Origin of the sequence: Pseudomonas versuta (genome assembly GCF_001294575.1) — a bacterium.
GTDB lineage: Bacteria > Pseudomonadota > Gammaproteobacteria > Pseudomonadales > Pseudomonadaceae > Aquipseudomonas > Aquipseudomonas versuta.
This window is the reverse complement of sequence record NZ_CP012676.1, coordinates 3,109,193-3,130,322: the sequence shown is the minus strand read 5'-3', so window position 1 is coordinate 3,130,322 and position 21,130 is coordinate 3,109,193. Positions and strand designations below refer to the sequence as shown.

The 21,130-nt window shown below is 54.6% G+C and carries 24 protein-coding genes and 1 tRNA gene; 21 read left to right on the top strand and 4 right to left on the bottom strand.

The window, feature by feature from the left end:
• The first annotated feature begins 79 nt into the window (after positions 1-79).
• Both AOC04_RS13980 and AOC04_RS13975 read left to right on the top strand, forming a co-directional pair.
• Entirely contained in the window at positions 80-565 is a 486-nt protein-coding gene (locus tag AOC04_RS13980; RefSeq protein ID WP_060694315.1) for a YajQ family cyclic di-GMP-binding protein, read from the top strand.
• Between the two features lie 124 nt (positions 566-689).
• Positions 690-1,532 carry a mechanosensitive ion channel family protein gene (locus AOC04_RS13975; RefSeq protein WP_060694313.1) on the top strand — a complete coding sequence of 281 codons (843 nt, stop codon included), beginning with the start codon at positions 690-692 and terminating at the stop codon, positions 1,530-1,532.
• 255 nt (positions 1,533-1,787) lie between these two features.
• Here the strand turns inward: AOC04_RS13975 and AOC04_RS13970 are convergent, their stop codons facing one another.
• A complete protein-coding gene (locus AOC04_RS13970) occupies positions 1,788-3,071 on the bottom strand; it encodes an OprD family porin (protein ID WP_060694311.1) in 1,284 nt (427 codons plus the stop codon).
• A gap of 777 nt (positions 3,072-3,848) precedes the next feature.
• On the opposite strand from AOC04_RS13970, the gene AOC04_RS13965 reads away from it, so the two are divergent.
• On the top strand, positions 3,849-4,280 hold the full coding sequence (locus AOC04_RS13965) for an HIT domain-containing protein (RefSeq protein ID WP_060694308.1): 432 nt from the start codon (positions 3,849-3,851) through the stop codon (positions 4,278-4,280).
• Positions 4,277-4,483, top strand: a complete 207-nt coding sequence (locus AOC04_RS13960; protein WP_003441212.1) for a SlyX family protein — start codon at positions 4,277-4,279, stop codon at positions 4,481-4,483. The genes AOC04_RS13965 and AOC04_RS13960 overlap by 4 nt, the downstream gene beginning before the upstream one ends.
• 66 nt (positions 4,484-4,549) lie before the next feature.
• Here AOC04_RS13960 and AOC04_RS24360 read toward each other — a convergent pair whose 3' ends face one another.
• A complete protein-coding gene (locus AOC04_RS24360) occupies positions 4,550-5,152 on the bottom strand; it encodes a cold-shock protein (protein WP_060694305.1) in 603 nt (200 codons plus the stop codon).
• Between the two features lie 1,346 nt (positions 5,153-6,498).
• Between AOC04_RS24360 and AOC04_RS13950 the strand changes: the two genes are divergently transcribed.
• From AOC04_RS13950 to AOC04_RS13875, 16 genes are all read left to right on the top strand, one after another.
• Entirely contained in the window at positions 6,499-6,720 is a 222-nt protein-coding gene (locus AOC04_RS13950) for an FmdB family zinc ribbon protein (protein ID WP_003441220.1), read from the top strand.
• A gap of 109 nt (positions 6,721-6,829) precedes the next feature.
• The gene (gene aspS / locus AOC04_RS13945; RefSeq protein ID WP_060694303.1) at positions 6,830-8,605 is read left to right on the top strand and encodes an aspartate--tRNA ligase; all 1,776 of its coding nucleotides are present in this window, start codon (positions 6,830-6,832) and stop codon (positions 8,603-8,605) included.
• Positions 8,606-8,725: 120 nt separating this feature from the next.
• A complete protein-coding gene (locus AOC04_RS13940; RefSeq protein ID WP_003441226.1) occupies positions 8,726-9,472 on the top strand; it encodes a YebC/PmpR family DNA-binding transcriptional regulator in 747 nt (248 codons plus the stop codon).
• 128 nt (positions 9,473-9,600) lie between these two features.
• On the top strand, positions 9,601-10,125 hold the full coding sequence (gene ruvC / locus AOC04_RS13935; RefSeq protein WP_003441230.1) for a crossover junction endodeoxyribonuclease RuvC: 525 nt from the start codon (positions 9,601-9,603) through the stop codon (positions 10,123-10,125).
• Between the two features lie 111 nt (positions 10,126-10,236).
• On the top strand, positions 10,237-10,845 hold the full coding sequence (gene ruvA, locus AOC04_RS13930) for a Holliday junction branch migration protein RuvA (protein ID WP_060694300.1): 609 nt from the start codon (positions 10,237-10,239) through the stop codon (positions 10,843-10,845).
• Positions 10,846-11,904, top strand: coding sequence for a Holliday junction branch migration DNA helicase RuvB (gene ruvB, locus AOC04_RS13925; protein ID WP_060694297.1), 1,059 nt, complete (start codon positions 10,846-10,848; stop codon positions 11,902-11,904).
• Between the two features lie 138 nt (positions 11,905-12,042).
• Positions 12,043-12,510 (top strand): tol-pal system-associated acyl-CoA thioesterase, encoded by a 468-nt coding sequence (ybgC, locus tag AOC04_RS13920; RefSeq protein WP_060694293.1) that lies wholly within the window; start codon positions 12,043-12,045, stop codon positions 12,508-12,510.
• Positions 12,500-13,195, top strand: coding sequence for a protein TolQ (gene tolQ, locus AOC04_RS13915; RefSeq protein ID WP_060694291.1), 696 nt, complete (start codon positions 12,500-12,502; stop codon positions 13,193-13,195). Before ybgC ends, tolQ begins: the two co-directional genes overlap by 11 nt.
• A 23-nt stretch (positions 13,196-13,218) precedes the next feature.
• Positions 13,219-13,671: a protein TolR gene (gene tolR / locus AOC04_RS13910; protein ID WP_162207799.1), complete on the top strand. Its 453-nt coding sequence runs from the start codon at positions 13,219-13,221 to the stop codon at positions 13,669-13,671.
• Entirely contained in the window at positions 13,671-14,765 is a 1,095-nt protein-coding gene (gene tolA / locus AOC04_RS13905; RefSeq protein ID WP_003441249.1) for a cell envelope integrity protein TolA, read from the top strand. Before tolR ends, tolA begins: the two co-directional genes overlap by 1 nt.
• A 47-nt stretch (positions 14,766-14,812) precedes the next feature.
• Positions 14,813-16,063 carry a Tol-Pal system beta propeller repeat protein TolB gene (gene tolB, locus AOC04_RS13900; RefSeq protein WP_060694289.1) on the top strand — a complete coding sequence of 417 codons (1,251 nt, stop codon included), beginning with the start codon at positions 14,813-14,815 and terminating at the stop codon, positions 16,061-16,063.
• Between the two features lie 55 nt (positions 16,064-16,118).
• Complete coding sequence (gene pal, locus AOC04_RS13895) at positions 16,119-16,619, top strand: peptidoglycan-associated lipoprotein Pal (RefSeq protein ID WP_003441254.1); 501 nt, start codon at positions 16,119-16,121, stop codon at positions 16,617-16,619.
• Between the two features lie 6 nt (positions 16,620-16,625).
• Complete coding sequence (ybgF, locus tag AOC04_RS13890; protein ID WP_060694287.1) at positions 16,626-17,444, top strand: tol-pal system protein YbgF; 819 nt, start codon at positions 16,626-16,628, stop codon at positions 17,442-17,444.
• Between the two features lie 163 nt (positions 17,445-17,607).
• Entirely contained in the window at positions 17,608-18,255 is a 648-nt protein-coding gene (queE, locus tag AOC04_RS13885) for a 7-carboxy-7-deazaguanine synthase QueE (protein ID WP_060694285.1), read from the top strand.
• 1 nt (position 18,256) lies between these two features.
• A complete protein-coding gene (gene queC / locus AOC04_RS13880; protein ID WP_060694283.1) occupies positions 18,257-18,949 on the top strand; it encodes a 7-cyano-7-deazaguanine synthase QueC in 693 nt (230 codons plus the stop codon).
• Between the two features lie 74 nt (positions 18,950-19,023).
• Positions 19,024-19,099, top strand: a tRNA-Lys gene (locus tag AOC04_RS13875).
• Between the two features lie 208 nt (positions 19,100-19,307).
• Here AOC04_RS13875 and AOC04_RS13870 read toward each other — a convergent pair.
• Both AOC04_RS13870 and AOC04_RS13865 read right to left on the bottom strand, forming a co-directional pair.
• Positions 19,308-19,745 carry a GNAT family N-acetyltransferase gene (locus AOC04_RS13870; RefSeq protein ID WP_060694281.1) on the bottom strand — a complete coding sequence of 146 codons (438 nt, stop codon included), beginning with the start codon at positions 19,743-19,745 and terminating at the stop codon, positions 19,308-19,310.
• A gap of 42 nt (positions 19,746-19,787) precedes the next feature.
• The gene (locus tag AOC04_RS13865) at positions 19,788-20,324 is read right to left on the bottom strand and encodes a cysteine hydrolase family protein (RefSeq protein ID WP_060694279.1); all 537 of its coding nucleotides are present in this window, start codon (positions 20,322-20,324) and stop codon (positions 19,788-19,790) included.
• Positions 20,325-20,627: 303 nt separating this feature from the next.
• On the opposite strand from AOC04_RS13865, the gene AOC04_RS13860 reads away from it, so the two are divergent.
• Complete coding sequence (locus tag AOC04_RS13860) at positions 20,628-21,128, top strand: GNAT family N-acetyltransferase (protein WP_060694278.1); 501 nt, start codon at positions 20,628-20,630, stop codon at positions 21,126-21,128.
• The last annotated feature ends 2 nt before the right edge of the window (positions 21,129-21,130 follow it).

The window sequence follows — 21,130 nt, the reverse complement described above, 5'->3', positions numbered from 1 at the left end:
AATGCCCGCGCATTTTAACTGTCAGGTCAGGCGTGCTCCATCTGTGTTGAGCGCGCCCTTTATTATTGGAGAAAAATACATGCCGTCGTTCGACGTGGTATCCGAACTGGACAAGCACGAAGTCACCAACGCCGTTGAAAACGCGGTCAAGGAGCTGGATCGTCGTTATGACCTCAAAGGTAAAGGTACTTTTGAGTTCAAAGAGAAGGATCTGACCGTGAACTTGACCGCTGAGGCTGACTTTCAGCTGGAAGCAATGATCGAGATTCTCAAGCTGGCCCTGATCAAACGCAAGATTGACGCGCAATGCCTCGAGATCAAGGATGCTTACGCTTCTGGCAAATTGATGAAGCAGGAAGTCATTTTGAAAGAAGGCATCGACAAGGAGTTGGCGAAGAAAATCGTTGCTCACGTCAAGGACGCCAAGCTCAAGGTTCAAGCCTCTATTCAGGGTGAGCAAGTACGCATCACTGGCAAGAAGCGTGATGATTTGCAAGATGCGATCGCTGCGTTACGTGCCAAAACCTTCGATATGCCGCTGCAGTTCAATAACTTCCGTGACTGAATACGGGGGGAACCTATGGTGATTATCTACGTCCGATTTTCCCTGGACCTGCAAAAACGATTGAGCGGTTCTATCGTCTCGCTGAACGAATGACGTCGCCGGATATGGGTGCAAGGAGATACAAGTGGATTTGAATGCTGAAGTTGATCAGTTGATCAAGGCCTCACAGGCCTGGATCCCGATGATTATGGAATACGGCAGCCGTGTATTGCTGGCCGTTATCACGCTGGCGGTAGGCTGGTGGTTAATCAACCGGTTGACGGTAAAACTGGGGCACTTGCTGGCGTTGAGAAAGGCTGATCTGGCGCTGCAGGGTTTTATCAGCAGCCTGGTCAATATCATTCTCAAGGTGTTGCTGGTTGTTAGCGTTGCCTCAATGATTGGCATCCAGACCACGTCGTTCGTCGCGGCCATTGGTGCGGCAGGCCTGGCTATTGGCCTGGCGTTGCAGGGCAGCCTTGCGAACTTTGCCGGCGGAGTGCTTATTCTGTTATTCCGTCCGTTCAAAATCGGTGACTGGATCGAAGCGCAAAGCGTGAGCGGAACCGTCGATAGCATTCAGATCTTTCACACGGTGTTGCGTACCGGCGACAACAAAACCGTGATCGTGCCAAACGGTAATCTGTCCAACGGCATCATCACTAACTACAACCGTCAACCGACCCGTAAAGTGGTGTTTGACGTGGGTGTGGACTACGAAGCAGATTTGCAGAAGGTACGTGAAGTATTGCTGGCGCTGGCCGATGATCCTCGCGTGCTGAAAGCGCCGGCCCCTGTGGTAGTTGTGTCCACCTTGGGTGAGAGTGCGATCACGATGTCGCTGCGAGTTTGGGTAGATACCCCGAATTATTGGGATGTTCTGTTCATGTTCAATGAGTTCGCACGTGATCGCCTGAAGGCGCAGGGAGTCGATATTCCATTTCCGCAACGAGTGATTCGGGTGGTTCAGGAAGTGGCGGCTCAATAAAGTCACGGATCACATCTGACCATCGGTGACAGGTAAATATTAAAGGGGCGAATGCCCCTTTAATTGTTTTTGTACCTTGGTGCAGACCCGTACGGGTGTGTAATTGAGCGTGGTATAGAGTTGTTTGTTTTTCAATTTTATTAGTTAGCTTGCTATATATGTGTTTTTGCCTTGGCAAATAAAAAGCCACGCCCCTGAAGCAGGGGCGTGGCTTTTGCTAAACACCGTGTTTGTAATTAAGCCCGAAGGCCTCGATTACAAGATGTTCAGAGGGTACTCAGCAATCACGCGAACGTCGTTTACATCATTGCCGTTGTTGCTGGTGGTGCGGTAGATCGCACTACGCAGGCGGAAAGACAGGTCTTTGGCCGGGCCTTCCTGCAACACGTACTTGGTTTCGAAGTCGAATTCGTGCTCTTTGCCTTCACCGTTATTGGTGGAGATGTTGTCGCCGCGAACGTAACGAGCCATGAAGCTCAGGCCTGGAACGCCGTAGCTAGCCATGTTCAGGTCGTAACGACCCTGCCACGACTGCTCGTCTTTGGCGTTAAAGTCGGAATACTGTACGGAGTTGGCGAGGAAAATGGTGCCGCCGCCGTCTACGCCGTAGTAGTAAGCGCTGTCACCGGTAGAGCGCTGGTGAGCAATGGTGAACTTGTGAGCGCCGAGGCTATAGGCTGCTGCCAAGCTCCAGATTTTGTTGTCTACGTCACCTGCCAGTTCCTGGCCTTGGCTCGAAGTTCTGTAGCCGTTGAAGTCGAAGTTCAGGGCTTGAGAGTCTGCGATCGGCAGGGTGTAGTTCAGGTTGATGTACTGCTTCTTGAAGTAGTCATCAACATCGGATGCGGCCACGCCACCGACGAAGTTGTCAGTGAACTGGTAGGTCGCGCCAGCAATGTTGGCAGCGGTAAGGCCTGGCTGGCCTGGACCGTTGATGCTGTCACGAGCCATGCCAGTCTGCGAGCTTAGCGCTGTGAAGCGGCCGGCGCTCAACTCCAGGCCCTTGATTTCCTTGCTGGTGATCAAGGTGCCGGTGGCTACTTCTGGCAGCAAACGGCTGTCATCGGTGGAGAAAACCGGGCTTGCCACAAACTGGTTGCCGTATTTCAGAACGGTATCGGAAAGACGGAATTTAACAGCGCCGCCGATTTTCGATTGGGTATCTTCCGGAGAACCGTCGCTCTTGGTAGCGAACAGGCCGTTGCCCTGGCGACCGGCGCCGCCGTCCAGGCGTACTGTGCCCATGGCAAAAGCGTCAACACCCACACCGATGGTGCCTTGAGTGAAGCCGGACTGGTAGTTAAGCAGTTCGCTCAGACCCCAGTCTTCGCGGTAGCCGCTTTTGAAGCCGCCACCAGGCTTGGCGATGTTGCCGGCGCCGTTACGGAAATCACGGTTCATGTACAGCATGCGAGTTTTGGAAGTCAGCGTGCTGTCTTCAACGAAACCTTTAGCATCGTCCTGCGACGAGGCCATTGCGAACTGAGTAGTACCGGCTGAAACAGCCAGGGCGATCATGCTCCACTTCATCACGCGCATCGTGATTTGCTCCTTTGGTTTTAGGAAGAGTACTGCCGTCCCCACCTGAATTATTATCTGGGGCGGCTCTTTCTTTTTGTGTCGGCGCAAACTTATATCACGCCGGCCATGTTGGCGATACTTGGTCTCAAAAGCTTTCAGCTTCTTTACAGCTGTGTCGAAAATTGCAGCCTGCATGTCGCTAGTACGTAGCTGTATGTCGTTTTTTGCATGTTTAAAGTGCTGACTACAGCTGTGGACACTTGGAAAACTGTGTTGTACCCACGTATTAAAAATCCCGATCCTTGCAGTTTGGCTATTGTTATTTATCGTCAGGCTATTGCACTCCGGCAGATGCCTTGGCGACTGTATCTGTGCTTGATGCAACAACCATGCTCAAACCGCCAGGAAGCCTGAAAAATATTTTTTTAGGCCGTTCCAGTCTCAATATCCTGAGGCTGCCTGGAATAAACGGAAATATTGCAGGGCTGGGTTCCTGTTTTTTTATGATAACGGCCAGCGTTTGGGCTATGGAAACACCTAAAGCGTTACCGGTTAACACCTGTTGGGTTGGTCGGTGACGTTTTGGTGCACTAAAAACATTCGTGTTGTGCGTTTTTGGTGCACAAGTGTTTGAGGGCTGTTGATTCGGCAGGACAGTTTCATTTCAGTTGCGAATCAGTGCTTGCTGTCGTGATGTGTGGGTCAATCAAGGGTATCCTGCAGATCTTTCGCTTGGCGGTTGATACCTGTTCGCCAGGTCGAGCTGAAACTACCCGTTAAACAGGAGAGCACTCAGTGTTCGTTTTGGATACACGCCTTCACGAGGATACCTGGCTGATAGGGGACTTCCCCTTGTGCCGCTTGCTGCTGTCCAATGACTCGAATTACCCGTGGTTTATTCTGGTACCGCGACGCGAGGGTATAAGCGAATTGTTTCAATTGGATGACCGCGATCAGCAACTGATGTGGAGCGAAACGACGGCCTTGGCAGGGCTACTGAAGGGGCTGTTCGGCGCAGATAAAATGAATGTCGCGACCCTGGGTAATGTCGTCAGTCAGTTGCACATGCACGTCATAGTTCGATATCAGGCGGATGCTGCGTGGCCCGCTCCTGTCTGGGGCAAGCACTCTGCGAAGCCGTATACGCAAGCTGAGGTTGACGTGATCCGGGGCAAGCTAAAGTCGGTTCTTGATGGCGGCTTCATTTTTTCGGAGGTGCAATTGTGACGCTTGAAGCTCGGGTAATGGATCTTGAGAGTCGTTTGGCTTTTCAGGACGACACCATTCAGGCATTGAATGATGTGCTGGTGATGCAGCAGAACGCTGTCGATCGTTTGCAAATGCAGATGGCCGCCTTGCTCAAGCGTCAGGAAGAAATGGGCGGGCAGTTCGAGTCATTTGAAGAAGAGGCACCGCCGCCGCATTATTGATTTTTGAGCAGGCCATAAAAAACCGCGATCAGGCCGGGGCTTGATCGCGGTTTTTTATGGCTGAAATTAGCGGCGTGGTAACGCTGCAATCACATCTTCAGCTTGAAGGCCTTTATCGCGGTTCATTACCGAGAACTCGACACGTTGCCCTTCCACCAATACACGGTGCCCTTCGCCACGAATGGCACGAAAGTGGACAAAAATGTCATCGCCAGAATCTCGGGAGATAAAGCCGAAACCTTTTGAGGTGTTGAACCACTTTACAGTGCCTGTATCGCGGTTGGTCATGTCATAGCTTTGCGAAATTGACGAAGGTGATGATTTATAGAAGCTGACTACCAGGTGCAGCAACACGGCAATCACGGCAGGTACGAGACTGAGCAGGATTGCAGGTTGGTCGCCGATTGGCAGTAGCAGGCCGAACAGGGTAAGGGTTTGCAGAACAACAGAAAGCACCAGTAGGGCGCTGACCAGGTTTTGCAGTTGATGACGAGGACCTTTATTCCAGAACGGAATGACCGGGGCCAGTGTCAGGTTAAGCAGACCGAAAAAAGCCAGATAAAGAGCATCGGCGTGTTGTAGGTAAGGTATTGCATCGGGTTGCAGGCTAGGAATGAAGGACAGCAGCAATGCAGCTGCGCCCGTTAGCAGGTGAACGATTTTCAACATTTCAATTAACTCACATTAAGACGGATCGCAAGGAAGAGCTGGGTGTGCACGGTTCGCTTCTGAAAATAATGGAGGCGTTAGACACGTGCTGGCATCAGCCTATGCACCGTCGCCAGAGGTTTGACGAAGGCGACACGCTGCCTATTTAACAGCAAAGCTTGGGGCTTCTCAAATTAAGCGTATTGATGCGTGTCTGAACAGATTGTGTTGGCCATAGCGATGGGTCGTTCTTTTTAACTTCCGGACCCTTGTTCTAGAGGTGTGTCGTCTGTTTCAAGCGGTGTCTGGAAATGCTGGGCGACTGAGAAGGCTTCAAGCGCTGTGTGCCGGAGCCCGCGAAATAATGACCGCTGGTCATATTTTTAGGGTCGCCGCGTTTTGGGAGTGTGCTGGTCGCTTTGTTTTCTATGGGTTTGTAAATTGAGCGAGTGGCTCTAGTGCTGATTATCGTATGGAGGGTTGTTCAAAGAGGCGTTTAAACAGGCTGGTGTGAATCTAAAGTGCGATCTTCAGCAGCTTGTTATTTAAAAGCTGAAGAGCGTTTGGATACAGTGAGTGTTGAGTTTTCGATCGCTGGTGGGAGGTGCCATCACAGTGCAGGGTGTCGTACGAACCAGTTGTATTTATATGCTGGAGAGCTAGCTGGTTTTACTTTTTTTAATTGCCGTGAGGGCTGGCGAAGGCTTTGGCATAGCGGTTTCCGCTCGTTAGGCCCGTGTGTCTGGTCTTTAGTTTTGCTCGGTCATATTGACTGGTTTTAAGAAGAACTTTGTATGTTTTTATAGTGACTTCTTTAATGGTTGATATTAAAGGCGTGAGGTTCGCTTTAGTTCAGAGATAACAGGCTGTTCAGTAAGTTGCCGGAGTGCTGGGTCTTGTTGTTTTTGATTTTTGTGTGAGCCTGCCCGGCGCTTGTTCTGGGCAGGTGTGATTGAGAAGGAGGGCGTTGGAGGCGGGGTGAAATAACCGTGAGGGCATAGGCGGCATTATTTTTCGTATTGACGGTTGTTCGATAAAAGCTTGGTTGTCCTGTATTGATCGAGCACTTGGCATGGGCCGGTTGAGTGGAAACTTTAACCGCTTCATGAGGTTGCCGGTGTCCGGCATGTGCCGGAAGTCGAGCAAGCCTCGTGCAATGCGCAAGCAAAACACCTGATTGTCGAGGGATGGGGGCGTGAGGCTGGGCTGAGTTGCCGGCAGCTTGTAATCTTTTGAAATTCATGGTGCCTTTAAGGGGTTATGGCTGCTCATGCGGCTGCAATGGCTCGATTTACCAGATATAATCTCGGGCTTTGCCGCGTAACCCTCTTTATGGGTTGCCGCTCACGGATTGCCGAGACACGCCAATGCCCATGTACGATTACCAGTGCGCTTCCTGTGGTCATCAACTGGAAGCCATTCAAAAGATCAGTGACTCTCCACTGGTTGATTGTCCTGCCTGTCAGGCACCTGAGCTGAAGAAGATGCTGTCCATGCCAGGCTTCCGCCTTAGTGGCACCGGCTGGTATGAAACAGACTTCAAGACAGGCTCGAAAAAGAATCTGGCCGGCGGCGACAAATCCGACTGAGGCTGAACGAAAGCAGTCAGAACACAAGCGGGCTCTTGCATTGTTACCAGCACTGACGGTGCGCAAGACCTCCACCGAATTTCGAATTACGAGAAGTGAAACCACTATCATGATGCGCAGCCATTATTGCGGCCAACTGAACGAAAGCCTGGAAGGCCAGGAAATTACCCTTTGCGGATGGGTCCATCGTCGCCGTGACCACGGTGGGGTGATTTTCCTCGATATCCGTGATCGTGATGGTCTGGCCCAGGTAGTGTTTGACCCGGATCGCGCCGAGACTTTCGCCGCCGCAGACCGCGTGCGCAGCGAATATGTCGTCAAGGTTACCGGCAAGGTGCGCTTGCGCCCGGCCGGTGCCGGCAACGCCAACATGGCTTCGGGCATGATTGAAGTGCTGGGCTACGAGCTGGAAGTCCTGAACGAAGCGGAAACCCCGCCGTTCCCGCTCAACGAATTCTCTGACGTCGGCGAAGAAACCCGTCTGCGCTATCGTTTTATCGATCTGCGTCGCCCGGAAATGCTCGAGAAATTGCGTCTGCGTTCGCGCATGACCACCAGCATCCGTCGCTTCCTGGACGAAAACGGCTTCCTTGACGTTGAAACGCCAATCCTGACCCGTGCCACACCGGAAGGCGCGCGTGATTACCTGGTGCCAAGCCGTACCCATGCCGGTTCCTTCTTCGCATTGCCGCAATCGCCACAGCTGTTCAAGCAGTTGTTGATGGTTGCCGGTTTTGACCGCTACTACCAGATCGCCAAGTGCTTCCGTGACGAAGACCTGCGTGCCGACCGTCAGCCTGAGTTCACTCAGATCGACATCGAAACCAGCTTCATGAACGAAGCCGAGATCATGGGTCTGACTGAAGAAATGATCCGCAACCTGTTCAAGGAAGTGTTGGGTCTGGAATTCGGTGAGTTCCCGCACATGACCTGGGAAGAGGCCATGCGCCGCTTCGGCTCCGACAAACCGGACCTGCGTAACCCGCTGGAACTGGTTGATGTTGCCGATCAGCTTAAAGATGTGGAATTCAAGGTGTTCAGCGGCCCGGCCAATGACCCTAAATGCCGTATTGCCGCCCTGCGTGTTCCCGGTGGCGCGAGCATGCCGCGCAAGCAGATCGACGACTACACCAAGTTTGTCAGCATCTACGGTGCCCGTGGCCTGGCGTACATCAAGGTCAACGAGCGCGCCAAAGGTGTTGAAGGTCTGCAGTCTCCGATCGTCAAGAACATCCCTGAAGCCAACCTCAATGTGATCCTTGATCGCGTTGGTGCGGTTGATGGTGACATCGTGTTCTTCGGTGCCGACAAGGCCAAGATCGTTAGCGAAGCGCTGGGTGCACTGCGTATCAAGGTCGGTAACGATCTGAACCTGCTGACCTGTGAATGGGCTCCGATGTGGGTTGTCGATTTCCCGATGTTCGAAGAGAACACCGACGGCAGCTTCAGCGCCTTGCATCACCCGTTCACTGCACCCAAGTGCTCACCTGAAGAGCTGGAGGCCAACCCGGCCACCGCGCTTTCACGTGCCTATGACATGGTGCTCAACGGTACTGAGTTGGGTGGCGGTTCGATCCGTATCCATCGCAAGGAAATGCAACAGGCAGTATTCCGCCTGCTGGGTATCGGTGAAGCTGAGCAGGAAGAGAAGTTTGGCTTCCTGCTGGACGCCCTGAAATATGGTGCGCCGCCCCACGGTGGCCTGGCGTTCGGTCTGGACCGTCTGGTGATGCTGATGACCGGTGCCCAGTCGATTCGTGAAGTCATTGCCTTCCCGAAAACCCAGAGTGCTGCCTGCGTCATGACCCAGGCTCCTGGTGTGGTTGATGCCAAGGCACTGAGCGAGTTGCACATTCGTTTGCGCGAACAGCCTAAGGCTGAGTAAAGCTGACCTGCAAAGGCGCATCTCCGGATGCGCCTTTGTTATTTGGGTCGAGAATTTTTATTGCGGGTCTGAGGCGTGCGCCAGGGCCGGCAAGGTTTTATAAAGGATTCGGAGTGCGTTATGGCAGGTCATTCTAAGTGGGCGAACATCAAGCACCGCAAAGAGCGTCAGGATGCCAAAAAGGGCAAGATTTTCACCAAGTGGATTCGTGAACTGACCGTGGCTGCCCGTCAGGGCGGTGCTGATCCGGGCTCCAACCCGCGCCTGCGTCTGGCGCTGGACAAGGCCCTGGGCGCAAACATGAGTCGCGACATCATTGATCGTGCCGTCGCTCGCGGTGCTGGTGCCGCTGATACCGATGACATGGTCGAGCTGAGCTACGAGGGCTACGGCCCGGGTGGTGTTGCCGTGATGGTTGAGTGCATGACGGATAACCGTAATCGCACTGCGGCCGCTGTGCGTCACGCATTCAGCAAGTGTGGCGGCAATCTTGGCACTGACGGCTCTGTTGCTTATCTGTTTGAGCGCAAGGGGCAGATATCCTATGCCGCGGGCGTTGATGAAGACGCATTGATGGAAGCTGCGATGGAGGCCGATGCTGACGACGTAGTGACCAACGAAGATGGCTCCATGGATGTATTCACTTCGTTCTCAAGCTTCTACGCGGTTCGCAATGCACTGGAAGCTGCGGGTTTCACCCCGGCAGATGCTGAAATTGTAATGCTGCCGACCACCAGTGCCGAGCTGGACCTGGACGGTGCGCAGAAGGTACTCAAGCTGATCGATATGCTTGAAGACCTGGATGACGTGCAAAACGTTTATTCCAATGCCGAAATTCCTGATGCGGTGCTGGAACAGCTAGCCTGATAACGTGCTACAAATCTGAGGCCGGAGGTGCAACGTTGCGATGATCGCTGCGCTGTGCACCTCCGGCTTCTGCCTTTAAGCTGTTCGGGCATGTTCCCGTGGGCGTCACTTCATAAGCTGTAGGCGTTATGACTCTTATTCTTGGTATCGATCCTGGTTCGCGAATCACCGGTTATGGCGTGGTGCGAGACACCGGGCGTGGTTGCGTGTACGTGGCATCGGGATGCATTCGTACAGGTAGTGGCGAATTGCATGAGCGGCTGCAGATTGTCTATCGCGGGGTACGCGAGGTTATTCAGACCTACGGCCCGGTAACAATGGGCATCGAAAAAGTGTTCATGGCCCGTAATGCCGACTCGGCGCTCAAGTTGGGCCAGGCAAGAGGCGCCGCCATTGTGGCGGGTGCCGAGGAAAGCCTGGAGATTGCCGAGTACTCTGCCACTCAGGTCAAGCAGGCCGTGGCGGGTACGGGGGGCGCGAACAAGGAGCAAGTGATGATGATGGTCATGCATTTGCTCAAGCTCACGACCAAGCCGCAAATCGATGCGTCGGATGCGCTGGCGATTGCCTTGTGCCATGCGCACACACGTTCCAGTCTGCTACCCCACGGCCTGGGTGCGGCGCGCAGTCGCGGCGGGCGTTTGCGGCTCTGAAACACGTTTATTTATGTAATTAAGCTTGCTGGCAGGGCCCTATCTGCAATGATGCGGCCTGCCCGCTCCAGTTGTGAGCCATTGATCTGGCCAGAGAAAAGGATCTAAAACGTGATTGGACGCTTGCGCGGCACTCTGGCTGAAAAACAGCCGCCGCACCTGATACTTGATGTAAATGGCCTGGGCTATGAGCTCGAAGTGCCGATGACTACGCTGTATCGGCTGCCCTCCATAGGCGAGCCGCTGACCTTGCATACCCATTTGGTGGTTCGCGAAGATGCTCAGTTGCTCTATGGTTTCATTGGCAAGCGCGAGCGTGATTTCTTTCGTGAGCTGATCCGGCTCAACGGTGTCGGTCCCAAACTGGCTTTGGCCTTGATGTCCAGTCTGGAGGTCGACGAACTGGTGCGCTGCGTGCAGGCACAGGACACATCTGCTTTGACCAAGGTACCTGGCGTGGGCAAGAAAACCGCCGAGCGGCTATTGGTTGAGCTCAAGGATCGTTTCAAGGCCTGGGAGCAAGTGCCGAGCATGTTTGCGTTGGTGCCCAATCAGCCTGATGCACCATTGCAAGTGGCCAGTGCAGAAAGCGATGCGGTCAGCGCCTTGATCTCTCTGGGGTATAAACCTCAGGAGGCAAGCAAGGCGGTATCCGCGATCAAGGACAAAACGTTGAGCAGTGAAGATATGATTCGTCGTGCCCTTAAGGGAATGATTTAAGTGATTGAAGCTGATCGTTTGATAACCGCCTCAGGCGGGCGAGACCGCGAAGAGGTGCAGGATCGCGCGATCCGTCCTTTGAGCCTGGCCGACTATATTGGTCAGCCGACGGTGCGTGAACAAATGGAACTGTTTATCCAGGCTGCCCGCGGACGCTCTGAATCGCTGGATCACACCCTGATTTTTGGTCCGCCCGGGCTGGGCAAGACTACGCTGGCCAATATCATTGCCCAGGAAATGGGGGTGTCGATCAAAAGCACCTCGGGCCCGGTACTGGAGCGTCCGGGGGATTTGGCAGCGCTGCTGACCAACCTTGAGCCGCACGATGTACTGTTCATCGATGAGATCCATCGCTTGTCACCCATCGTCGAGGAAGTGTTGTACCCGGCAATGGAGGATTTCCAGCTCGACATCATGATTGGCGAAGGGCCTGCCGCGCGGTCGATCAAGCTCGACCTGCCGCCGTTCACTCTGGTAGGCGCCACAACCCGTGCGGGGATGCTGACCAACCCTCTGCGTGACAGGTTCGGGATCGTTCAGCGGCTGGAGTTTTACAGCACGGATGACCTAGCGACGATTGTCAGTCGTTCGGCCAAGATATTCGGCCTGCCCCTCGACCCGGAAGGGGCTTACGAAATTGCCCGGCGTGCACGTGGCACACCGCGGATCGCCAATCGTTTGTTGCGTCGTGTGCGCGATTTCGCCGAGGTGCGGGCCAAAGGGCATATCACCAAGCCGGTGGCCGACCTGGCGTTGAATCTTCTGGATGTCGATGAGCATGGTTTCGATCATCAGGATCGGCGTTTGCTTTTGACCATGATCGAGAAGTTCGATGGCGGACCGGTTGGCGTCGACAGCCTGGCTGCAGCAATCAGTGAAGAGCGTCATACGATCGAGGACGTGCTGGAGCCGTATCTGATCCAGCAGGGCTATATCATGCGAACGCCACGTGGTCGAGTTGTGACCCGTCACGCATATTTGCACTTCGGTTTGAATATTCCGTCGCGCCTGGGCGAGATGCCGGTCGCAGACGAGTTTTTGAATGCTTTAGATGATTAATAAGCAGTTGGCAGTCGATTTTTTCGGCGTTTTTGCTGTCTCAAGGGCTGGCGCTGAAAATCCTGGGTCTTAAAGTCCATGAAGAATGAAAAAACAGTCGTTTGGCGGATTGGCAACCTGAGGAGTAAGCACTAGAGTATGCGCGCGCAAAACAGGCTGGAGCCGTTCGCACATCGCTGTCGCGTTTATTACGAAGACACCGATGCGGGTGGCGTCGTGTATTACGTAAATTATCTAAAGTTTATGGAGCGGGCTCGAACCGAAAGGCTGCGGGAGTTGGGTTTTGCCCAATCCGAGCTGGCAGGCGAGAACCTGTTATTTGTCGTGCATTCCAGCCAGGCGCGTTACCACGCACCGGCGCGACTGGACGATGAACTGTTGGTAAGTGCGCAAGTGATAGAGCTCAACCGTGTCAGTCTGCGTTTCAAGCAGCAGGTCTGGCGGGCGTCAGATGCAACGCTGCTCTGTGAGGGGCAGTTTTTGGTGGCCTGTGTGCGCGCCGATAGTTTTAAACCCCGGGCCATTCCCGAAGCTCTACGTGCGGCCTTTGCCGACGTGAGCGGCGCGGGTAAACATTTAGAGCAGGAGATAAAGCGTGGAAGCTAACGTCGTCGACCATTCCTCCATGTGGAGCTTGGTCAGCAATGCCAGCATTGTTGTGCAGTTGGTAATGTTGATCCTGCTGGCCGCATCGGTTACCTCATGGGTCATGATTTTTCAGCGCAGCACCATGCTGCGCGCCGGTCGACGTGCCCTGGAAAGCTTTGAAGAGCGTTTCTGGTCGGGTATCGACTTGTCGAAGCTATATCGTCAGGCGGGTAGCAACCCGGATCCGGATTCCGGCGTTGAGCAGATTTTCCGTGCCGGCTTCAAAGAGTTCTCTCGTCTGCGTCAGCAGCCGGGTGTGGATCCGGAAGCGGTTATGGAAGGTGTTGCACGTGCCATGCGTGTAGCGATCTCGCGTGAAGAAGAGAAGCTGGAGCAAAGCCTGCCGTTCCTGGCAACCGTAGGTTCTGTCAGCCCGTACATCGGTTTGTTTGGTACGGTCTGGGGCATCATGAACTCTTTCCGGGGGCTGGCCACCGCCCAGCAAGCGACGCTGGCGACTGTTGCGCCAGGCATTGCCGAGGCACTGGTTGCCACTGCGATTGGTCTGTTCGCGGCAATCCCGGCAGTTATCGCTTACAACCGTTTTGCTGCACGTAGCGAAACCTTGATTAGCCGCTACTACACCTTCGCCGATGAATTCCAGGCGATCCTGCACCGCAAAGTGCACACCAGCGAAGAATAAGCAGGTAATTTCCAATGGCTTTAATCGCTCGAGCGCGCAAAAAGCGCAAGCCGGTTGCCGAGATGAACGTGGTGCCATACATCGACGTGATGCTGGTACTGCTGGTCATCTTCATGGTGACCGCACCGATGCTCAACCAGGGTGTGAAGGTTGATTTGCCCAAGGTCTCCAGCGAGGCTTTGCCGCAGGACAACAACACCCAGGTTCTGACCATTTCGATCAAGGCTGACAAGACCTACTTCTGGAACCTTGGCAGTGAAGTCGACACCGAAAAGCAGATGGACAAGGCCATGACCTTGCCTCAGATGACTGACGCAGTGACTAAAATCATTCGCGCAGGCAATGAAGGCGGCAAGCATACCCAAGTCTTTATTCGCGGTGACAAGACTGTGGATTACGGCGCGGTAATGGGCGCCATGGGTGGCCTGCAGAAGGCCGGGGTCGGTAACGTTGGCCTGATAACCGAGGCTCCCTGATGCGCGAACAGCGGGAGCCGTCCGCCTCTGAAAACTATTTTTGGCCTACAGTCTGGGCGGTAGGGCTGCACATCCTGATTTTTGGCATGCTGTTCGCCAGCTTTGCCATGACTCCGGAGCTGCCGCCGTCCAAGCCGATTGTTCAGGCAACCTTGTATCAACTGAAGTCCAAAAGTCAGGCGACCACCCAGACCAATCAAAAGATTGCGGGTGAGGCGAAGAAATCCGCCGCACGCCAGACCGAAGTCGAACAGATGGAACAAAAGAAGGTTGAGCAAGAGGCTGTAAAAGCCGCGGAACAAAAGAAAGAAGAGGCTGCCGAAAAAGCGGCTGACGCCAAGAAGGCTGATGAAGCCAAGGCGAGCGAAGCCAAAAAGGCAGACGAGGCGAAGAAGGCTGATGACGCCAAGAAAGCCGACGATGCCAAAAAGGCTACAGAAACCAAAAAAGCCGAAGAGAAGAAACTGGCGGATATAGCCAAGAAGAAATCTGAGGAAGAGGCCAAGAAGGCTGCGCAAGAAGAGGCCAAGAAACAGGCCGCTGAAGACGCGAAGAAAAAAGCGGCCGAAGATGCGAAGAAGAAAGCTGCTGAAGATGCCAAGAAAAAGGCCGTAGCAGACGAGGCGAAGAAGAAAACCGCCGAAGATGCGAAGAAAAAGGCGGCTGCCGATGCTGCCAAGAAAAAGGCCGTAGAAGCAGCGCGTAAATCGACCGAAGACAAAAAGGCGCAAGCACTGGCTGATTTGCTTTCCGATACGCCACAACGCCAGCAAGCCCTGGCTGATGAGCAGGGCGATGAGGTCGCCGGCAGTTTCGATGACTTGATTCGTGCTCGAGCAGCAGAAGGCTGGGCTCGTCCACCTTCGGCCCGCAAGAATATGACAGTGGTACTGCAAATTGGCATGTTGCCAGATGGCACGGTAACGTCGGTGACGGTTGCCAAGTCCAGTGGTGATGGCCCGTTTGATAGCTCGGCTGTGGCAGCGGTCAAGAATATTGGCCGTTTAACGGAAATGCAGGGCATGAAGCCCAGCGATTTTAATCCTTACCGATCATTCAAGATGACATTCACACCTGAGGATCTAGCCTTGTGATTAAATTTTTTCGAGGACTGCTAGTCATCGTCTGCTGCGTGGCAGGGATGGCGGTAGCAGATGAAAAGAACATTCTGGTTACCAGTGGTAGCGACCGGGCAACGCCAATTGCAGTTGTTCCTTTCGGCTGGCAGGGCGGTACCGTCCTGCCCGACGACATGGCTGAAATCATTGGCAATGACCTGCGCAATTCGGGTTATTACGCGCCGATTCCAAAGCAGAACATGATTGGCTTGCCGACCCAGGCCAGCGAAGTCATTTTCCGTGACTGGAAAGCCCTGGGCGCCCAGTACGTCATGGTTGGTAATATTATCCCGGCGGGCGGTCGCCTGCAGGTTCAATATGCCTTGTTCAACGTGGCGACCGAGCAGCCAGTGTTGACCGGCAGCGTGTCGGGTACCACTGATCAGCTGCGGGACATGGCGCATTACATCTCTGACCAGTCATTTGAAAAACTGACCGGTATTAAAGGTGCATTCTCTACACGTCTGCTTTATGTAACGGCTGAACGTGCCAGTGCGACCAACACCCGCTACACCTTGCAGCGTTCGGACTACGATGGTGCCCGTGCCGTTACCCTGCTGCAGTCGCGCGAGCCTATTCTGTCGCCGCGTTTTGCTCCGGACGGCAAGCGTATCGCTTATGTATCGTTCGAGCAGAAGCGTCCGCGTATCTTCATGCAGAACATTGATACTGGCCGTCGTGAGCAGATCACCAACTTTGAAGGCCTGAACGGTGCGCCTGCCTGGTCGCCGGATGGTTCCAAGCTGGCGTTTGTATTGTCCAAAGACGGTAATGCCGAGATCTACGTGATGGAACTGGCTTCGCGTCAGCTGACTCGCGTGACGAACAATCCGGCAATTGATACCGAACCGTTCTGGGGTAAAGATGGCAATACCATCTATTTCACCTCTGACCGGGGCGGTAAACCGCAAATCTACAAGACCACAGTTGGTAGCGGTAATGCAGAGCGCGTAACTTTTATCGGGAACTACAACGCCAGTCCGAAGCTTTCGGCTGACGAAAAGACCCTGGTAATGATCCATCGTCAGGACGGTTTCACTAATTTCCGTGTTGCAGCGCAAGATTTGCAGCGTGGAACCGTGAAAATCCTCACAGATACCAACCTTGATGAGTCAGCTACTGTTGCACCCAACGGCACCATGGTAATCTACGCCACCCGCCAGCAGGGCCGGGGAGTCTTGATGCTCGTGTCCATTAACGGACGCGTAAGGCTCCCTCTTCCTACCGCTCAAGGCGAAGTCAGAGAACCTTCCTGGTCCCCTTACCTGAACTGACGTGGTGATAGCTTTACGTTGCATATAACACTTGGGGTTCATTAGGAGTTTTACGATGGAAATGCTGAAGTTTGGTAAATTCGCTGCGCTGGCACTGGCCATGGCTGTAGCTGTAGGTTGCTCGTCCAAAGGCGGCGACAATGCCGGTGAAGGCGCTGCTGTTGATCCAAACGCTGGTTACGGCGCAAACACAGGCGCTGTTGATGGCTCCCTGAGTGAAGAAGCTGCTCTGCGCGCGATCACTGTTTTCTACTTCGAATACGACAGTTCGGACCTGAAACCAGAAGCAATGCGCGCTCTGGACGTACACGCTAAAGACCTGAAAGCTAACGGCGCTCGCGTTGTTCTGGAAGGTAACACTGACGCCCGTGGTACTCGTGAGTACAACATGGCACTGGGCGAGCGTCGTGCGAAAGCCGTTCAACGCTACCTGGTACTGCAAGGTGTTTCTCCAGCACAGCTGGAGCTGGTGTCCTACGGTAAAGAGCGTCCAATCGCTACTGGCAACGACGAACAGTCGTGGGCTCAAAACCGTCGCGTCGAACTGCGTAAGTAATTCGTCATGCGAACGTGCCGCCGTGCTGTAACTATTCTGACTCTCAGCCTCATGCCGCTAGCGGCATGGGCTGCGGTTCCTGTGGTCGATGACAACTCTGGCTATAACAATAGCGGGGGGAGTAATCCGGCTACGGGTTACGGTGCGAGCGGCGCCTATGCCGGGGGAGGGGTTTCGGCCCCTATCTCGGCACAGGGCGAGCTGTTCAACCAGTTGCAACAAATGCAGGAGCAGATTGCACGCCAACAAGGTGTGATCGAAGTTCTGCAAAATGATGTCTCACGCATGAAGCAAGAAAGCCTGGAGCGATACCAGGAACTTGATCGGCGTATAGGAACCGGCGTTGCTCCTGCTGCCGCTCCTGATAATTCTTCTGCTGGTGGTGCTAATGCCGCCAGTAATACTGCAGCGCCTGCACCTCAGGTCGCTGCCAGTTCGGAGCCTGGCGATCCGGCGAAAGAAAAGCTCTACTACGATGCTGCTTTCGACTTGATCAAGGCCAAGGACTTCGACAAGGCCAGTCAGGCGTTTACCGCCTTTCTGCGCAAATACCCCAACAGCCAGTACGCGGGCAATGCCCAGTACTGGCTGGGTGAGGTGAACCTGGCCAAAGGCGATTTGCAGGCCGCAGGCCAAGCCTTTGCCAAGGTCAGTCAGCTGTATCCCAAGCATGCCAAAGTGCCGGATTCACTCTATAAGCTCGCTGATGTAGAGCGCCGCCTGGGTCATACCGACAAGGTAAAAGGCATTCTGCAGCAAGTGATCGCCCAGTACCCTGGTACTTCAGCGGCACAGCTGGCGCAGCGTGATCTGCAGCGCATGTAAGCAAGACCATGTTTTCATCGAGAAACCCGCGCCTGTCGCGGGTTTTTTCGTTAGAATCCACGCCCTTTTATGAAATACGCTCCTCTGAGTCCTGCGTAGGCAGATTCTTTGGAGTGCCTGACGGAGGCGGACAGCCTGTTTAGCTGTTACGCCCGTGGCGGATATGCAAGACACATTGAGAATTACCGAAGTTTTTTACTCTTTACAGGGTGAAACGCGAACGGCTGGCCTGCCCACCGTTTTTGTACGTCTGACTGGCTGCCCTTTGCGCTGCCAGTATTGCGACAGTGCCTACGCCTTCAGTGGCGGCACCGTACGCACCCTCGACAGTATCCTTGAGCAAGTGGCCGGATTTCGTCCGCGCTACGTGTGTGTAACAGGTGGTGAGCCTCTGGCGCAGCCCAATGCCATCCCTCTGCTCAAGCAACTGTGTGACGCGGGTTACGAGGTCTCGATCGAGACCAGCGGGGCGCTGGATATCTCGGCTGTTGACCCTCGTGTAAGCCGGGTGCTTGATCTGAAGACGCCGGGCTCCAAAGAGTCTCACCGCAATCTCTACGAGAACATCGCGCTGTTGACACCCAATGACCAGGTCAAGTTTGTGATCTGTTCGCGGGAAGACTACGACTGGGCGGTTTCCAAGCTGATTGAGTACGGTTTGGAGCGCCGGGCTGGCGAAGTATTGTTCTCGCCGAGTCACCATGACCTGAAGGCCAGCGATCTGGCTGACTGGATCGTGGCGGATAACCTGCCAGTACGCTTGCAAATGCAACTGCACAAATATCTTTGGAATGACGAGCCGGGGCGCTGAAATGACCGAACACACTGTTGTCACCGAAAAACGGGCCGTGATCCTGCTGTCTGGCGGTCTTGATTCCGCCACGGTAGTCGCCATGGCGCGCGCCGAAGGCTATAGCTGCTACACCATGAGCTTTGATTATGGCCAGCGTCACCGCTCCGAACTCGACGCCGCTGCGCGTGTAGCTCGCGACTTGGGTGCGATCGAGCACAAAGTCATCGGCTTGAACCTTGATGGCATTGGCGGTTCGGCCCTGACCGACAGTTCTATTGACGTTCCAGAGACCCTGGGCGAAGGCATTCCGGTCACCTACGTGCCTGCACGCAACACCGTGTTCTTGTCGTTGGCACTGGGCTGGGCAGAAGTGCTGCAAGCGCGGGATATCTTCATCGGCGTCAATGCTGTGGACTATTCGGGCTACCCGGATTGCCGTCCTGAATTTGTTCAGGCGTTCGAAGTCATGGCAAACCTTGCGACCAAGGCCGGGGTAGAGGGGAATGGGTTCCGCATCCAGGCCCCGCTGCAAAACCTGAGCAAAGCACAAATCGTCCAGGCCGGTGTAAAGCTTGGTGTTGATTACTCATTGACGGTTTCTTGCTACCAGGCAGACGCCCAGGGCCGTGCGTGCGGTAAATGCGACAGCTGCCGTCTGCGTGCAGAAGGCTTTGCAGCGGCCGGAATTACTGACCCAACCCGCTACTTTTGAATTATTTCGCATTTATTTTTAACTAGGTGTTGAATTCTCGTTAAAAATCAGTATTATACGTCCCACAACGAAGCGGGTCGTTAGCTCAGTTGGTAGAGCAGTTGGCTTTTAACCAATTGGTCGTAGGTTCGAATCCCACACGACCCACCATATAGCTACACCAAAACAGCCGGTCAGAACCCTAGGGTCTACCGGCTTTTTTGTGCCTGCGATTCGGGGTTCGAGTGTCGCGCCGTCGCCTCTACTGAGTCGTTAGGGACAACACCGCAGATCACCTCTAGTCGAATCGAAAGCATGATCAACCAGTGCTCGGGCGATGAAAGCCCCCGGGACACTCTTTTCAACAGCAGGATGCGGCTTAGTGGCGCTGCTTCTCAAAGCGCACATCACCTTGCCCCAGTCTCTTCACCGGTAGCCAGCCGAGCTTGCGATAGAAACCACTGGCGCGGCTCGCCTCTGCGGTTTCGAGCCAGATCGTGGGGTGATGGCGGAACAGGCAGTCTTCGGCTTTTTCCATCAGGCGACGGCCGAAGCCGTGGCCCTCGAATTCAGCACGCACGAAAGCTGCGAACACGCATCCGTCTTCCAGATCCACCATGGAAAACCCCACCGGGGTGCCATCGGCCTCTGCGATCCAGAGGCAAGGCGCCCGTGATATAGCCTGTCCTATGGTTTCTGGGGTAATGCCCATTTGTGTTAACTGATCACGGGACAGGTGGTTTTCTTTCACGCTGGTGCGGATGTCGAATATCACATCGATATCTGCCTGATTGGCGATTCTTACGGTCCTTTCCATGTTCTGTGTCCTTGGTTTCAGCGTTTTTTTTGTGCCTGCTACTCAGTCAGATCCCGTGCCCTGAAAGCTCCATTCCTTTGCCAGGATTACACGGCAGAACGGCTCGGCCAGAGTCGCATTGTGATGTGCCACTATCTGCCGGGCAGTGAGCAGCGGTGTGTCGGAGCAGGTATGGCCGTCTGCAATCAGCACGGCATCAAAGCCCAGGTCCTTTGCTGCCCGACAGGTGCTGTCCACGCAATATTGAGTCTTCATTCCGGTTACGACTATGCCTGTGCAACCCCGCGCGTGTAGCTGTTGCGCCAGTTCAGTCATGAAAAAGGCGCTGGGTCTGCTTTTGTTGAAGATAACTTCGTTACCCCGCAGCTCCAGCTCCTGAACGATTTGTGTCAGTGGGCTGCCGGGCTCGATTGGCGAACCGGCGGGGCCAGTGTGCCGGGCCAGAAAAATCGGGGTGTGGGATTGTCGGGCATCGCTCATCAAGCTGTTCAATGTGCTTATGAGTGCTTGCGCCTGCCAGGGCTTGTCCGGACCCTGAACCAGACCTACCTGCATATCGAGAATCAGCAGTGCATACATGGTGCTCTCCTTGCGTGTGAGCCAGCGATACCAAGGCACAAAAAAGGCCCTGTCCATTGCTGGCGGGCCTTTGAAGTTCGTTTGTTTTCAGCTCACGACACCTCTCACGGCCCGCCTTGTGCGGTCGTGGTAGTGGTGGTGGTCGAGGCGCTACGGTGCTTGCTCATAGACATCAAGGTAGTCACCCGGCCACAGCTTGGCAAGCGCCGCTGCAAACCTGTGCAGTGCAAGGTTGTTCCAGGTTCATGCCCAAGTTAGTCTGCGGCACATCCTATAAACATGGGTACAGGCAGGAGCCGCAGCATGATTTCAGTACGTCCGATCGAGGCCGGTGAGTGGCGCAGTTACCGTGACCTTCGCCTGCAGTCGTTGCAAGACTCTCCCGATGCCTTCGCCAGTACCTATGAGTCAGAGGCGGGCAGGGCTGATGAGGTCTGGTCGTCACGGCTTGCAGGTGCAGTCTCCTCAGGCCGGGCCCGGATATTTGTTGCGCTCGATCACCAGCGAATGCGCGGGCTGGTCTGGTGCAAATTGCCGGAAGCCGGTGTGGCCGAGATTTTTCAGATGTGGGTAGATCCTGCCTTCCGTGGCCAGGGCGCTGGAGGTGCATTGCTCCATGAAGCGCTGGAGTGGGCAAAGAGCGTTGGTGTACGCCGTGTTTGCCTGGGCGTAACGGCCGCGGACACTCCAGCGATGGGCCTGTACAAGGCCTGTGGCTTTCGTCCGGTCGGGGCTATGGAACCCCTGCGTGACGGCTCCGGCCTGATGTCTCAGGCAATGGAGCTGCAGCTTGGTGCAGACTGATC

What these genes read in the sequence shown, in the direction of transcription:
- AOC04_RS13980 (WP_060694315.1), top strand. Translation starts at nt 80, where the DNA reads ATGCCGTCGTTCGACGTGGTATCCGAACTGGACAAGCACGAAGTCACC.
- AOC04_RS13970 (WP_060694311.1), bottom strand. Translation starts at nt 3,071, where the DNA reads ATGCGCGTGATGAAGTGGAGCATGATCGCCCTGGCTGTTTCAGCCGGT.
- AOC04_RS24360 (WP_060694305.1), bottom strand. Translation starts at nt 5,152, where the DNA reads ATGTTGAAAATCGTTCACCTGCTAACGGGCGCAGCTGCATTGCTGCTG.
- AOC04_RS13950 (WP_003441220.1), top strand. Translation starts at nt 6,499, where the DNA reads ATGCCCATGTACGATTACCAGTGCGCTTCCTGTGGTCATCAACTGGAA.
- aspS (WP_060694303.1), top strand. Translation starts at nt 6,830, where the DNA reads ATGATGCGCAGCCATTATTGCGGCCAACTGAACGAAAGCCTGGAAGGC.
- AOC04_RS13940 (WP_003441226.1), top strand. Translation starts at nt 8,726, where the DNA reads ATGGCAGGTCATTCTAAGTGGGCGAACATCAAGCACCGCAAAGAGCGT.
- ruvC (WP_003441230.1), top strand. Translation starts at nt 9,601, where the DNA reads ATGACTCTTATTCTTGGTATCGATCCTGGTTCGCGAATCACCGGTTAT.
- ybgC (WP_060694293.1), top strand. Translation starts at nt 12,043, where the DNA reads ATGCGCGCGCAAAACAGGCTGGAGCCGTTCGCACATCGCTGTCGCGTT.
- tolA (WP_003441249.1), top strand. Translation starts at nt 13,671, where the DNA reads ATGCGCGAACAGCGGGAGCCGTCCGCCTCTGAAAACTATTTTTGGCCT.
- tolB (WP_060694289.1), top strand. Translation starts at nt 14,813, where the DNA reads ATGGCGGTAGCAGATGAAAAGAACATTCTGGTTACCAGTGGTAGCGAC.
- pal (WP_003441254.1), top strand. Translation starts at nt 16,119, where the DNA reads ATGGAAATGCTGAAGTTTGGTAAATTCGCTGCGCTGGCACTGGCCATG.
- ybgF (WP_060694287.1), top strand. Translation starts at nt 16,626, where the DNA reads ATGCGAACGTGCCGCCGTGCTGTAACTATTCTGACTCTCAGCCTCATG.
- queE (WP_060694285.1), top strand. Translation starts at nt 17,608, where the DNA reads ATGCAAGACACATTGAGAATTACCGAAGTTTTTTACTCTTTACAGGGT.
- queC (WP_060694283.1), top strand. Translation starts at nt 18,257, where the DNA reads ATGACCGAACACACTGTTGTCACCGAAAAACGGGCCGTGATCCTGCTG.
- AOC04_RS13870 (WP_060694281.1), bottom strand. Translation starts at nt 19,745, where the DNA reads ATGGAAAGGACCGTAAGAATCGCCAATCAGGCAGATATCGATGTGATA.
- AOC04_RS13865 (WP_060694279.1), bottom strand. Translation starts at nt 20,324, where the DNA reads ATGTATGCACTGCTGATTCTCGATATGCAGGTAGGTCTGGTTCAGGGT.
- AOC04_RS13860 (WP_060694278.1), top strand. Translation starts at nt 20,628, where the DNA reads ATGATTTCAGTACGTCCGATCGAGGCCGGTGAGTGGCGCAGTTACCGT.